This window comes from Novosphingobium sp. BL-52-GroH (assembly GCF_044813085.1).
GTDB lineage: Bacteria > Pseudomonadota > Alphaproteobacteria > Sphingomonadales > Sphingomonadaceae > Novosphingobium.
In genome coordinates this window covers 3430773-3444183 of sequence record NZ_CP171152.1, presented here as the reverse complement: position 1 = coordinate 3444183, position 13411 = coordinate 3430773, and the positions used below count along the sequence as shown (strand labels likewise).

At 66.0% G+C, this 13411-nt stretch carries 10 protein-coding genes and 1 pseudogene; 4 read left to right on the top strand and 7 right to left on the bottom strand.

All coding sequences use genetic code 11. The annotated features are described in order from the left end of the window. Nucleotides 1-28: 28 nt before the first annotated feature. From ACFFDA_RS29160 to ACFFDA_RS29130, 7 genes are all read right to left on the bottom strand, one after another. Entirely contained in the window at nt 29-1627 is a 1599-nt protein-coding gene (locus tag ACFFDA_RS29160) for a long-chain fatty acid--CoA ligase (RefSeq protein ID WP_404480726.1), read from the bottom strand. Between the two features lie 177 nt (nt 1628-1804). Continuing rightward, nucleotides 1805-5407, bottom strand: a complete 3603-nt coding sequence (gene dnaE, locus ACFFDA_RS29155; RefSeq protein ID WP_404480725.1) for a DNA polymerase III subunit alpha — start codon at nt 5405-5407, stop codon at nt 1805-1807. Nucleotides 5408-5575: 168 nt separating this feature from the next. Then, nucleotides 5576-6979, bottom strand: coding sequence for a carboxylesterase/lipase family protein (locus tag ACFFDA_RS29150; RefSeq protein ID WP_404480724.1), 1404 nt, complete (start codon nt 6977-6979; stop codon nt 5576-5578). Nucleotides 6980-7223: 244 nt separating this feature from the next. Then, entirely contained in the window at nt 7224-7751 is a 528-nt protein-coding gene (locus tag ACFFDA_RS29145; RefSeq protein WP_404480723.1) for a glutathione peroxidase, read from the bottom strand. Then, nucleotides 7748-8026: a hypothetical protein gene (locus ACFFDA_RS29140; protein WP_404480722.1), complete on the bottom strand. Its 279-nt coding sequence runs from the start codon at nt 8024-8026 to the stop codon at nt 7748-7750. The genes ACFFDA_RS29145 and ACFFDA_RS29140 overlap by 4 nt, the downstream gene beginning before the upstream one ends. A gap of 95 nt (nt 8027-8121) precedes the next feature. Beyond that, nucleotides 8122-8820, bottom strand: a complete 699-nt coding sequence (locus ACFFDA_RS29135; RefSeq protein WP_404480721.1) for an ABC transporter ATP-binding protein — start codon at nt 8818-8820, stop codon at nt 8122-8124. Further along, entirely contained in the window at nt 8813-10054 is a 1242-nt protein-coding gene (locus ACFFDA_RS29130) for a lipoprotein-releasing ABC transporter permease subunit (RefSeq protein WP_404480720.1), read from the bottom strand. The genes ACFFDA_RS29135 and ACFFDA_RS29130 overlap by 8 nt, the downstream gene beginning before the upstream one ends. A 176-nt stretch (nt 10055-10230) precedes the next feature. On the opposite strand from ACFFDA_RS29130, the gene ACFFDA_RS29125 reads away from it, so the two are divergent. The 4 genes and pseudogenes from ACFFDA_RS29125 (at nt 10231) to tnpB (ending at nt 13311) form a co-directional block, all read left to right on the top strand. Continuing rightward, nucleotides 10231-10590, top strand: a complete 360-nt coding sequence (locus tag ACFFDA_RS29125) for a hypothetical protein (protein WP_404480719.1) — start codon at nt 10231-10233, stop codon at nt 10588-10590. Between the two features lie 1402 nt (nt 10591-11992). Continuing rightward, nucleotides 11993-12469, top strand: a pseudogene (locus ACFFDA_RS29120) (transposase); the annotation flags it as partial. A 141-nt stretch (nt 12470-12610) separates the two neighbouring features. Then, complete coding sequence (gene tnpA / locus ACFFDA_RS29115; RefSeq protein WP_404477676.1) at nt 12611-12961, top strand: IS66-like element accessory protein TnpA; 351 nt, start codon at nt 12611-12613, stop codon at nt 12959-12961. Further along, nucleotides 12958-13311 carry an IS66 family insertion sequence element accessory protein TnpB gene (gene tnpB, locus ACFFDA_RS29110; protein WP_011608149.1) on the top strand — a complete coding sequence of 118 codons (354 nt, stop codon included), beginning with the start codon at nt 12958-12960 and terminating at the stop codon, nt 13309-13311. Before tnpA ends, tnpB begins: the two co-directional genes overlap by 4 nt. The last annotated feature ends 100 nt before the right edge of the window (nt 13312-13411 follow it).

Sequence of the window (13411 nt, the reverse complement as noted above, 5' to 3'; positions counted from 1 at the left end):
CCCGGCCGGGTCCGGGGCGAGGCAGTCCTCAGTCCGGCAGGCGATAGTCGCGGAACTGCGCGCGCAAGTCCTTCTTGCTGATCTTGCCGGTGCCGGTGTGGGGCAGTTCCGCAACGAACTCGATCGCATCGGGCAGCCACCATTTCGCGACGCGGCCGGCGAGGAACGCGCGCAGGGTCTCGGCGGACACCGAGGCGCCCGGCCGCCGCACGACGACGAGCACGGGTCGTTCGTCCCAGCGGGGATGGGCGATGCCGATGGCGGCGGCCTCCAGCACTTCGGGATGGCCGACCGCGGCATTCTCGAGTTCCACCGAACTGATCCACTCCCCGCCGGACTTGATGAGGTCCTTGGTGCGGTCGGTCAGCCGAACCTCGCCACTGGCGGAGATCGACGCGACGTCGCCGGTGTCGAACCAGTTGTCGGGACCGACCGCATCCTCCTCCGCCTCGAAGTAGCGCCTGATCGTCCAGGGGCCGCGCACCTGCAGCTTGCCCGACGTCGCCCCGTCGCGGTCCGCCGCCCCTTCCGCGCCGGACAGCCCGACGGTGCGCACCTCGCTGCCGTACACCGCCCTGCCCTGACGGCTCTTGCACGCGACCTGCTGCTCGAACGTCATCTCGTCCCAGCCGGGCGGCTCGTAAGTGATGGTGGCGATCGGCGAGGTCTCGGTCATTCCCCAGGCCTGGACCACGCGCACCCCGGCGCGCATCAGCCGCTCGACGACGGCAACCGGCACGGCCGAACCGCCCGAGAGCGCCAGCTTGAAGCCGGGCATGGCCGCCCCGGTGCGGTCGATATGCTCGAACATGGCGAACCACACGGTCGGCACGCCGCCGACGTGCGTGACGTTCTCGGCCTCCATCAGGTCGCACAGCACGACCGGCTCGTTGACCTGGCTATAGACCAGCTTCGCGCCCGTCGCCGCGCAGGCCCAGGGCAGGCCCCAGTTGTTGGCGTGGAACATCGGCACCACCGGCAGCACGCACGAGCGCGGCTCGATCGCCAGGCACGCCGGCTGGATCATCGCCAGAGTATGCAGCACGTTGGAGCGGTGCGAGTAGAGCACGCCCTTGGGATCGCCGGTGGTGCCACTGGTGTAGCACAGCATGCATGGCGCCCGCTCGTCGTTCATGTCCCACATCGCGTCTCCGTCCTCGACCGCGATCCAGTCCGCGAACGTCACCGCGTAGCGGCCGTCGTCGAAGCAGACGTAGTGCTCGATCGTCGGCCAGCGGCGGCGCATCCGCTCGACGATGGGGTGGAAGGCGACGTCGTAGATCAGCACGCGGTCGCGAGCATGGTTGACGATGTATTCGAGCTGGTCGTCGAACAGGCGCGGGTTGATCGTGTGCAGCACGCAGCCCGCCCCGGTGATGCCGAACCAGCTGGCGAGGTGGCGCGAATGGTTCATCGCCAGGGTGGCGACGCGATCCTCGGGATAGATGTCGAGGCGGCGCAGCGCCTGAACCACGCGCAGCGCGTCACGGCGCAAGTCGGCCCAGGTGGTCCGCGTGCGGGCGCCGTCGGCCCAGTGGGTGACGATCTCGCGCGCGGGATCGGAACGGGCCGCGTGGTCGAGCAGACCCGAGACGCGCAGTTCCCAATCCTGCATCCCCCCAAGCATCGTGCATCTCTCCCGTGCCGGCGTGGTGCGGGCACTTGTGCACCATTCCTGCGAAAGGAATTGTAAAATAAGGACAAGGAAAGTCGAGCGCGGTCATCGCGAGACGACATCGCGCCCGCGAAGCCGGTTGCGGGGCCTTGCCGAAAGTCCCGGACGACATCCGGGACGACAGGGCCTTCAGGCCGCCATGGGCACACGCTCGGGCCCGCGCCGGGCCGTCAGCGAGACGTTGCTGATGCCCGCAACGCCCTGCAGGTGCTCGGCGAATTCACCGTCGAGCGCGAAGTCGCGCCCGAGGCGCACTTTCTGCTCGCGCCCTTCGCCCAGGTGCAGCGTCGCGATCACCTCGCCGCTCCCCTTGGCGCCCGGGCGCATCAGCAGGGCGAGTTCCTGCACGGCGTCGATCCGGTCGATGTCGAGCTTCAGCACCATCCGGGCATCGGCCTTGACCTCGGCCAGCGGTCGCCCGCCGCGCACCGTCACGCGCGGCGGCTCGTCGACGCTGGGCGAATCGAGTTCGACGTTGAGCAGGATGCAGGTGCCCTCCTTCGACCAGCGCACGAAGTTCTCGACCAGGCTCTCCTCGAAGCACGAGGCGGAGAAGTTGCCCGATTGATCCGAGAAATCGGCCATGACGAAGTCCTTGCCCTTGCGCGTCTTGCGCTTCTGCACGCTCTCCACCATCGCCGCCATGACCGCGCCGGTACGCCCGCCCCCGCCCCCGCCCGCCATGAGGCTGCCGTACGTGCGCGCGCCGTTGGCCGAGGCGACCGCGCGGTACTGCTCGACCGGGTGCGCGGCGAAATAGAAGCCGAAGTTCTCGCGCTCCTTGGCCATCTGGTCGGCGCGGCTCCAGCGCTCGGCGTCGACGAGGCGCAGGCCCTGCTCCTCGTGATCGTCGCCGCCGAACAGGCCGTGCTGGCTCGAATTGCGCTCGCGAGAGGAGCGGTCGGCCTCGGCCAGCAGGATGTCGGCATTGGCGAGGACCTTGGCGCGGTTGGGTTCGAGCGAATCGAAACCGCCGGCCGCAGCCAGACTTTCGAGCTGGCGGCGGTTCATCGAACCTGCCGGGGCGCGGCGGAACACGTCGTCGAGGCTTTCGAACGGACCGTTCGCCACGCGCTCGGCGACGATCGCGTCCATGGCCTTCTCGCCGACGTTGCGGATGCCCGCCAGCGCGTAGCGCACGGCATGGCTTTCGGCCGTTTCCTCGACGATGAACTCGGCTTCCGACTTGTTGATGTCGGGCGCCGCCAGTTCGATGCCGTTGCGGCGCATGTCGTCGACGAAGATCGCCAGCTTTTCCGACTGGTGCATGTCGAAGCACATGGCGGCGGCGTAGAACTCGTGCGGATAGTGCGCCTTGAACCAGGCGGTGTGGTAGGCGAGCAGCGCGTAGGCGGCGGCGTGCGACTTGTTGAAGCCGTAGCCCGCGAACTTGTCGATCAAGTCGAACAGTTCGTTCGCCTTGGCCTTCTCGATGCCGGACACGGTCTTGCAGCCCTCGACGAAGCGCTGGCGCTGCGCGTCCATCTCGGCCTGCACCTTCTTGCCCATGGCACGGCGCAGAAGGTCGGCGTCACCCAGCGAATAGCCCGCCAGGATCTGCGCGGCCTGCATGACCTGCTCCTGGTAGACGAAGATGCCGTAAGTCTCTCCCAGGATCACCGAGAGCTTTTCGTGCGGGTATTCAATGGCTTCTAGGCCGTTCTTGCGACGGCCGAACAGCGGGATGTTGTCCATCGGGCCCGGCCGGTAGAGTGAGACGAGCGCGATGATGTCGCCGAAGTTGGTCGGCTTCACCGCTGCCAGGGTGCGGCGCATGCCTTCGGATTCGAGCTGGAACACGCCGACGGTGTCGCCGCGCTTGAGCAGTTCGTAGACCGCCGGATCGTCCCACGCGAGCGTCGACAGGTTGATCGTCACGCCGCGCCGTTCGAGCAGGTCGCAGGCCTTGCGCAACACTGAAAGCGTCTTGAGGCCGAGAAAGTCGAACTTCACGAGGCCCGTGTCCTCGACATATTTCATGTCGAACTGGGTCACCGGCATGTCCGAGCGCGGATCGCGATAGAGCGGCACCAGTTGCGCCAGCGGACGATCGCCGATCACGACGCCGGCCGCGTGGGTGGACGAGTTGCGCGGCAGGCCTTCCAACTGCACGGCAAGGTCGAGCAGCCGCCGGACTTCCGGGTCCATGTCGTATTCGCGGCGGAACTCGGCGACCGGCGGGTCCTTGGTGACGCCCTGGAACTTGCGGCCGTGGAGCGCCTCGGTCAGCGTCCAGGGGTCGGTCGGATGGTTGGGCACCATCTTGCACAAGCTGTCGACGCGGCCGTAGCTCATCTGCAGGATGCGCCCGCAGTCGCGCAGCACCGCGCGGGCCTTCATCTTGCCGAAGGTGATGATCTGGGCGACGTGATCGCTGCCATACTTGGCCTGGACGTAGCGGATCACCTCGCCGCGCCGGGTTTCGCAGAAGTCGATGTCGAAGTCGGGCATCGAGACGCGTTCCGGATTGAGGAAGCGTTCGAACAGCAGGCCCAGCTTGAGCGGGTCGAGCCCGGTGATCGTCAGCGCCCAGGCGACCAGCGAACCGGCGCCCGAACCACGGCCCGGGCCCACCGGGATGCCGTTGTCGCCCGCCCACTTGATGAAGTCGGCAACGATGAGGAAGTAGCCGGGGAAGCCCATGCCGACGATGATGTCGACTTCGAAATCGAGGCGGTCGGCATAGACGAGGAAGTCTTCGGTGACGCCCTTTTCGCGCAGGATTTCGTAGGCGGCGCGGCGCTCCTCGCCCTTGAAGGCCATTGCCTCGTCGAGTTCGGCCTCGGTGACTTCGGGCCAGTAGGGCGCCAGGCGCGCCGCGAGGCCGCGGCGCGAATCGTCGGCCAGCATGCGCGCCTCGCCCTCGCGGTCACCGGCGAGGCTGGGCAGCAGCGGCTTGCGCTTGGGCGGCGCATAGGCGCAGCGCTGGGCGACGACGAGCGTGTTGGCCAGCGCTTCGGGCAGGTCCGCGAACAGTTCCTGCATCACGGCGACCGGCTTGACCCAGCGCTCCGAGGAGGAGCGCGGACGGTCCGGCGCGTCGATATGGGTGGAATTGGCGATGCACAGCAAGGCATCGTGCGCGGCGTGGAACGTCTGCTCGGGGAACTGCGCCGGGTTGGAGGCCACCAGCGGGATGTCGCGCTGGTAGGCGAGCGCGATCAGCTCCTCCTCGCTCTCGTCCTCCTCGGGCTCGCCGGTGCGGGTGATCTCGATGTAGAGACGGTCGCCGAACAGCGACTGCAGGGTGTCGCAGTAGCTTTCCGCCGCGTCGTACTTGCCGGCAGCGAACAGCCGCGCGAGGGCGCCTTCGTTGCCGCCGGTCAGGCAGATCAGTCCATCGCTGTAACCGCGCAGCGATTCGAGCTGGACGTGCGGATCGAGTTCCAGCGGACGGTCGAGGTGCGCGCGGCTGACGTGATGGCACAAGTTGAGCCAGCCCGCCTCGTTCTGAGCGAACAGCGCCAGCCAGTCGATCGGCAGGTCCTGCCCCTGCGAAACGGCTCCCGGGCGGGCTATCGCGAGGAACGTGCCGATGACCGGCTGAACGCCCGCACCCTTTGCCGCGCCCGCGAAGATCGGGGCGCCGTAAAGGCCGTTGCGGTCGCAGATGCCGGCGGCGGGGAACTTGCGCTCCTTGGCCAGCTTGGCGATCGCCTTCGGATCGATCGCGCCATCCAGCATGGTGAAGCTGGAGAAGATGCGAAGCGGTACGAAGGGAGCATGGGCCATCGGCGGAATTTAGGGTCTCGACCGGGCGCGGATCAAGGGTCGCGGGGAAAAGATCGGGGATAGCGGCGGGGGGTGAGAAGATGGCTCTCCACCGGCCAGGCAGTGCCGTGGGGTTCCCCTATGCGGCGTGGCCTTGCCCACGGTCCCGGGGCGAGCCCGGGACGACGCTCAGCGCGCCGTCAGCGGGTCCCGGCCTACCCGCGCGTCACCATCGGCGGCGAAATCCAGGATCACGTCCTTCGCCGCATCGTAGCGCGGCCAGAGGGGCAACGTGCCGCCGTTGGGATCGCCGGTCTTCGCAAAGGCCACGAGCGCATCGCTGATCTGGTGGCCGACGTGGTTGTCGCGCGCGGTGGTGGCATTGCCGTACTTGATCGCCTGGGTATCGAAGAAGAACGGGATGTCGCTGGCATGGCCCGCCCCGGCATCCTTGAGCGACGAGGCCACGTAGGAGAAGCGGTAGGCATAGACCGGCACGCCCGCGGCCGAGAGGGTCGCGGCCACCGCGCGCGCGCCCTTGACCATGAACCCGTCCGGGCCGCCGATGTCGGCACTTGTCGCGCCGACCATCACCGGCACATGGGTGAACCTTCCCGCAGCATAGGCCGCGGCGATATCGACCACCACGCGTCCGTCCGGGAACGGCGAGGAGAACGGCGGTCGCGGGTCGCTGCCGAACATCGCCGAAAGGTTGAGCCCGTCGACGACCTGTTCCGCCGGCAGCGCGCGCAGCTTCGCCAGCGCCTGCGGATCGTCCGCGGCTATGCCCTTGGTCGCCGCGAAGGCCTGGCCGACCTTTTCGGCCTCGGCCATGCCGCCCGAGGCCAGCATCCCGCCGTCGCCGCCCGACATGATGACCGCGCGCTGGAACAGCCCCTGGCTCAGCGGCGAGGTCAGCAGCATGTGCACCGACATGCCGCCCGCGCTCTCGCCGATCAGCGTGACGTTGGCGGGATCGCCGCCGAAGGCCGCGATGTTCTCGTGCACCCATTTCAGCGCGGCGACCTGGTCGAGGATGCCGTAGTTGGCGAGCAGGCCGCCATCGGCGCCCTGCCCGGTCAGTTGTGGATGGGCGAAGGTCCCGAAGCGGGCGAGGCGATAGTTGAAACTCACCACCATCACGCCCTTGCGCGCCAGTGCGTCACCCGCATAAGTCGGGGGCGACGAGCCGCCGTTCACGAAGCCGCCGCCGTAGATCCACAGCACCACCGGCAGCTTGGCCCGTGCCGCCTCGGGCTTCCAGACGTTGAGGTAGAGGCAATCCTCGGCCGGCGGCGTGCCGAGCGGGGCGGCGTCGCTGGCGAACGGCTTCTGCATGCAGTCGTTGGCATAGGCCACGGCCTTGCGCACGCCCTGCCACGCCGGCACCGGCTGCGGGGCGCGCCAGCGCAAGTCGCCCACCGGCGGCGCGGCGAAGGGAATGCCCTTCCAGCTCACCACGCCATGATCGACGCTTCCGGCAACGTCGCCGCTGCCGGTCCGGGCGACCGGAGCATCGGCCAGTACCGGCGCACAGGCGGCCGATGCGAACGCGACGGCGCACAGGATGGAGCGAAAAGGCAGGCGCTGCATGAGTTGGAAGCCTCCGTTGATCGGGCGGTTATGTCGGCGGGCGGAGGCTTGGGCAAGCGCGCGCCCGTCTCGCGCGCCTTCCCTCGTCACCCTGAACTTGTTTCAGGGTCCATCGTGCCGCAGGTGCAGCGTCATGCGCAGCAAACCGCAGCGCGATGCTATGACCCGGACCGTCGGGCCCTGAGGAGGAATGGACCCTGAAACCAGTTCAGGGTGACGGTAGGAGGGAACCGCCCCGCCTCGTTCAGGCCGAAGCCGAAGCCGAAGCCGGAGCCGGTGCGCGCAGCAAAGCCTCGATATCCTCGGCCATCGCCTCGGGCTTGTCGGTGGGGGCGTAGCGGCGCACGACCTTGCCTTGGCGGTCGATCAGGAACTTGGTGAAGTTCCACTTGATCGACTTCGAACCGAGCAGCCCGGGCGCCTGCGCCTTCAGCCAGGCGTAGAGCGGGGTGGTGCCCGCCCCGTTGACCTCGACCTTGCCCATCAGCGGGAACGACAGGCCGAAGTTCACCTCGCAGAACGCGGCGATCTCGTCGGCCTCGCCGGGTTCCTGCTTGCCGAACTGGTTGCACGGGAAAGCGATCACCTCGAAGCCCTGCTCGCGGTAACGCTGCCAGAGATCCTCGAGGCCCTTGTACTGCGGCGTAAATCCGCACTTGCTGGCGGTGTTGACCACCAGCACCACCTTGCCCAGGCGATCGGCCAGGTCGGCCTTCTCGCCATTGGGCAGGGTCGCCGTGAAATCGGCGATGGTGCGCGGGTCTCGCGTCATATGGTCGGGAAATCCGCGCGGCGCGAGAGGGTGCGGATCTCGCCGATGCGCAAGGTGTGGTCGCCGTCCTTGTCGATGGCGTAGTCGTCCTGCTTGTCCTCGGGCAGGCCCATGACGAAGCGGATCAGTTCGGCCACGGTGCCGCGGCGGATGGTCTTGAAACTGTGGAACAGGCCGCCCCCGTCCTCGCACTTGTGAAGCTCGGCGGTGTCGTGCCAGCCGAAGCCCTTCGCCGGGGTGCCGGTGGTCTCGATGGTGGACGGAATCTCGCTCATTCGCGCTGTCCTTTCTGTTCAAACTCGCACGCTCGATGTGGGAACAGAAAACCGCGAGTTCAACGGCGGTTCCGTTGGAATGCGCACCATGGATTTCAGGTCAGCACCCCGTCGTGCAGCCGCACGACCCGGTCCATCGCCGCCGCCAGCCGCTCGTTGTGGGTGGCGACCAGCGCCGCGCTGCCTTCTCCCCGTACGAGCTGCAGGAACTGGCCGAAAACCTTGTCGGCGGTCGCCTCGTCGAGATTGCCGGTGGGCTCGTCGGCCAGCACCAGATGCGGGCGGTTGGCCAGGGCCCGCGCCACCGCGACGCGCTGCTGTTCGCCGCCCGAGAGCTTGCTGGGCCGATGCTCGAGCCGTTGCCCGAGGCCCAGCGCGGTGAGCAGTTCGCCCGCGCGCGCCTCGCAGTCCGCGCGGCCCTTGCCGGTGATGAGCTGGGGCAGCACCACGTTCTCCATCGCGTTGAAGTCGGGCAGCAAGTGGTGGAACTGGTAGACGAAGCCGATGTGGTCGCGCCGCACCGCCGCCCGCTGGTCCTTGCCCAGCTTGCTGGCGTCGATCCCGGCGATCTCGATCCGGCCGCCGAAACCGCCTTCGAGGAGACCGATCGCCTGCAGCATCGTCGACTTGCCCGATCCCGAAGGGCCCAGCAGGCCGACGATCTCGCCGGGGCGCACGGTCAGGTCGACGCCGCGCAGCACGTCGATGGTCACGCCGCCCTGCTCGAAGCTGCGGGTCACCTGCGTCAGCCGCACCACGGCGTCGGACACGGAAGCGGGGATGGTTTCACTCATAGCGCAGCACCTGCACGGGATCGGTGCTCGCCGCCCTGTAGGCCGGGTAGAGCGTGGCGAGGAAGCTGAACACCAGCGCCATGATGCAGATCGTGACGATCTCCACCGGGTCGGAGCGCGAGGGCAGTTCCGTCAGGAAGCGGATCGAGGGGTCCCACAGGTTCTGGCCCGTGACGATCTCGACGAGATGGACGATCGGCTGGCGGAAGAACAGGAACACGAAGCCGAGCATCAGGCCCACGAACGTTCCCATCGCCCCGATGCAGAAACCCGCCGTCACGAAGACCTTGAGCAGCGAACGGCGCGTCGCGCCCATGGTGCGCAGGATCGCGATGTCGCGCGTCTTGGCGCGCACCAGCATGATGAGCGAGGACAGGATGTTGAACACCGCCACCAGCACGATGATCGAGAGCACCACGAACATCGCCACCCGCTCCACCGCCAGCGCCTCGAACAGCGAGGCGTTGATGGTCTTCCAGCTGTTGACCACCGCGCGGCCTTCCAGCTTTCGGGTCAGCGGCGCGAGGATCGCGCCGACGTTGTCGGGATCGTTGGTCGTGACCTCGATCATGCCGATCGCATCGCCGGTCAGCAGCAGGGTCTGCGCATCCTGCATCGGCATCACCACGAAGGCGTTGTCGTAGTCGTAGACGCCGATCTCGAATATGGCCGAGACCGTATAGGCGATCTGGCGCGGCACCGTCCCGAACGGCGTCGAGCGCCCTTGCGGATTGATGATGGTGATGACGTCGCCGACCTGCGCGCCCAGGTTCTGCGCCAGTTGCTTGCCGATGGCGACGGTGTCGCCGCCGGGCCTGAGCGAGGCCAGCGAGCCGGACTTCACCTTGTCCTTGAGGCGGCCGATGTCCTCGGCCGTGTTGCCGCGCACCAGGATCGCCTCGACCCGGCCGTTGAAGCTGGCCAGCAGCGGCTGCTCGATCAGGGGCGAGGCGCGGGTGACGCCCGGCGTCGCGCGCACATCCTTGAGCACGCCCTGCCAGTCGTCGAGCCGGCCACCGTAGGCCTGGATGATGGCGTGGCCGTTGAGGTTGACGATCTTGTCGAACAGCTCCGCGCGGAAACCGTTCATGACGCTCATGACGATCACCAGCGCGGCGACGCCGAGGGCGACCGCGACGAGGCTGATGCCTGCGACCAGGGCAATGAAGCGCTCGCCCTTGCCGGGCAGCATGTAGCGCTTCGCGATGGTCCATTCGAAAGGGGATAGGATCAAGAGCGACGGGTCCGTCTGTGATCGGCGGGGGATGATCCCGGCATTAGGATGATGGCTGCGCGCTGGCAAGCGGTGCGCTGGCTGGTGCGGGGGCAAGCGATCGGGGCGCCGATGGTTCCCGCCCCCTGTCCTTATCGCGCCCGCTGGGGCAAGGACGGGCGCGTCTGGAGAAAACGATGAACGAATCCGCGAATCCCTGGGACGGGCAACTGGTGCGCACCTGGCTGGAGCGCCGCTGCGAGGCCGCCCGGCTCGACCAGGCCGCCGCCGACCGGCGCGGCTACGAAGCCCGCGACGACTACGACCTCGCCGCCGCCGAGGAATGGACCTGCCGCGCCCTGCGGTTCCCCGACCGCACCGCCGACCAGGCCACGTTCGCCCAGCGCATCAAGGACCTGATCGGCCAGGACGACTACCCCGTCACCGGCATCCACGACGACCGCCGCGTCCACCGCAACGTGCGCGCGCATTTGCGCAAGCTCGCGAAGATGACGAAGGCGAACGAGGGGTTCGGGAATACGCTGCGGTATCAGTGAGGTCCGGGCCGCGAAGGTCTGCTGCGGTTTTGCCCAGCTCCGCATCGCAAAAGTGGTCAGGAAGCAAGCGCTCCCTTGCGGACGTTGATCGTCGGGATAAGTCGGCAAAGAGCTTGATGGCGATCGCGGTGCAAGGCAAGGCCATCTCCCCCCAGATCGTTACGGAGAAGAAATGCAAAAATTCCTACGGGTCGTCATCGTAGTCTTTGTGGCTGCGTTGGTGATGTTTGGCGGCCGATGGTATATGTATGTGGCCCTAGGCAGCAGCCCATACGATGAGGTCGGCATCGCGCTAAATGGCTATGCGCCGACACCTCTGCGGAATTGGGGCTGCCACAAAATGCAATCTCGGTTTGCCGGCCAGTTGCCCCCCTACGGTTGTTCACTCGATGGCCGCAACTGGATCTAATCTACTGGACCTGCCGCCCGTGAAAGGGCGGCAGGCATTCGAATTTTGCATCGCAAAAGAAGCTGTTCCGGACCCCACCCGTTTCGGCACCTCAGGACGCCGAGCGCCGGGCTCTGTAGCGGCCCGTGCGGTGCTCGCCGCGCGTAAAGAAAACCGGCCTGACCGAATACGCCCCTTTGTGGACATTACGGTTAGACCGCTTGATGTCTGAAATTGGGGTGGGTGGCGGAGGTTCGGCTGTTCGTTCGCGGTGTAGCCACCAATCAAGAGCGTATTATTGTGCTTTTAAAGAAGCATTTCCGTTCCGCACCTTCGTCGAGAGGTCTGTCGATGACGGTACCCGTGAGGGTTTGAGCGGAAGGCGAAGTTCTGCGAGCACATAGCCGTTCGGCAGGTGCGATACCAAGCAATCTTGCTGTTTGCGGGACAACTCGCGGGCGAAGAGGCGGTCTGGCATCCACCCTAAAATATCGTTCGCATTCCTGATTGAATACGATTCGATGTGGCACTCGCCTGCTATCATGGAAAGCCTGTTTACTAGCTCTCCATCTACTCGCTCAAACAAATTCAGAAATCGGGGGTCGAGCGGTGAATGGAGGCCCGTACCTTTGAGCGGATCGGTGCGTAAAGAAGCCTCTAATTCCGGCATGTATGCGACCCAGCCTGCAGTCGAATCTTCGCGCCCATCGGGAGATAGGGTGCTCTCGACGGCTGCCTCGACTGAGAAACTGATATACGCAATGTATACTACGTCAAAAGAGCAAAGTATGACCAAAATGTCTAGGAGGATTTTCCTACGTTTCACGGATCAAGTCTCACCGGATCACTGATCTCAAGGACATAATTAATTTTGAGTTTTAAAGAGCAGGTTCACGACTGCAATAGGGTTTTAGCTGCCATCGCTGAGCAATGTTTGCAATGCCCGCTCCCCACCGAGGCTGTGTGAAAACGCGGTGATCTGCTATGTTTTATGCCTGTTTGGGAAGGCGTGAGATGGGGCGTTTCATCGAGGGTTGTGATCGGCGGGAGGTTCAGCTTCTGCCGGACTGCATTGACGATTACGTTGCCGAGGACAGCCAGGTTCGGGTGATCGACGTGTTCGTCGACGAGCTGGACTTGTCAGCGCTAGGCTTTGGCGATGCGGCGGCGACAGGCCGTCCGGGGTACCATCCGGCAACGATGCTCAAGCTCTACCTCTATGGCTATCTCAACCAGGTGCAGTCGAGCCGCCGGCTTGAACGCGAGGCTGGACGCAATCTGGAGCTGATGTGGCTGACAGGCAAGCTGGCGCCCGACTTCAAGACAATCGCAGACTTCCGCCGCAACAGCGGCGAGGCGATCCGGGCGAGTTGCCACCGGTTCGTGGTGTTGTGCCGCGAGCTGGGGCTGATCGCTGGCGGCACCGTGGCGGTGGACGGCAGCCGGTTCAAGGCGGTGAACACGCGCGACAGGAACTTCACCCCTGGTAAGCGGTAAAAATCCCCCACATTTTCAGATGCTCCGAGGTTGGTAGTTTCGCCGCAATAAATGGCGAGGTTACCAGTGAGTGATGAAACTGATTTCGAAACATGTTTCGAAACGAACGCCCCGGGTCAGGTGCAGCGGCTTGACGTGATCGAAAGCCCGCGGGGCAAGCGGCACTGGACGCCCGAGGCGCGGGCGCAGATCATCGCGGAAAGTCTGGAGCCGGGCGCCAATGTGTCAGCGGTGGCGCGCCGCCACGGGATGTTTCCGCAGCAGTTGTACACATGGCGACGCGGATTGCGGGAGCGCGCAGAGGCGATGACCTTTGTGCCTGCGATGGTCGAGCGCGGAAAGGTTGACGAGTTGTCCAGCGCGGCAGTGCCACCAGTGAGCGGCCAGATCATCGTCGAGGCAAGCGGGCTGTTGATCCGCATTCCGCCCGACGTGAGCGCGGATCACATCGAGCGGGTGTTGTTGGCCGCGCGGGTGAGCGCGTGATCATCCCGCCTGGCCCCCTGAAGGTGCTGGTCGCAACGCAGCCCGTGGACTTCAGGAAAGGGATGGTGGGCCTTGCCTCGCTGGTCGAGCGTGAGCTCAGACTCGATCCCTTCTCAGGCATGCTGTTTATCTTCCGGGCGCGCAGGGCGGACCGGATCAAACTTCTGGTTTGGGACGGCACCGGGCTGGTGCTGGTGACCAAACGCCTGCACGATGGGAAGTTCCGTTGGCCACGCCCGGGCGACGGGGTGATGAAGCTGTCGGCGGCGCAAGCCTCGGCGCTGATCGAGGGGTTGGACTGGTCGCGCGTGCACGTGCCGCGCGTGCCCAAACCGCTTCATGCGCAGTAGGCCGCAAGCCTGATTCTGCTTGGCGCAAGGCTGTTCCTCGCGAGGCAAAATCCGCTAGAATGCAGGCGTGGCGGCGCATCCAGAACTCACTGCAGCGACC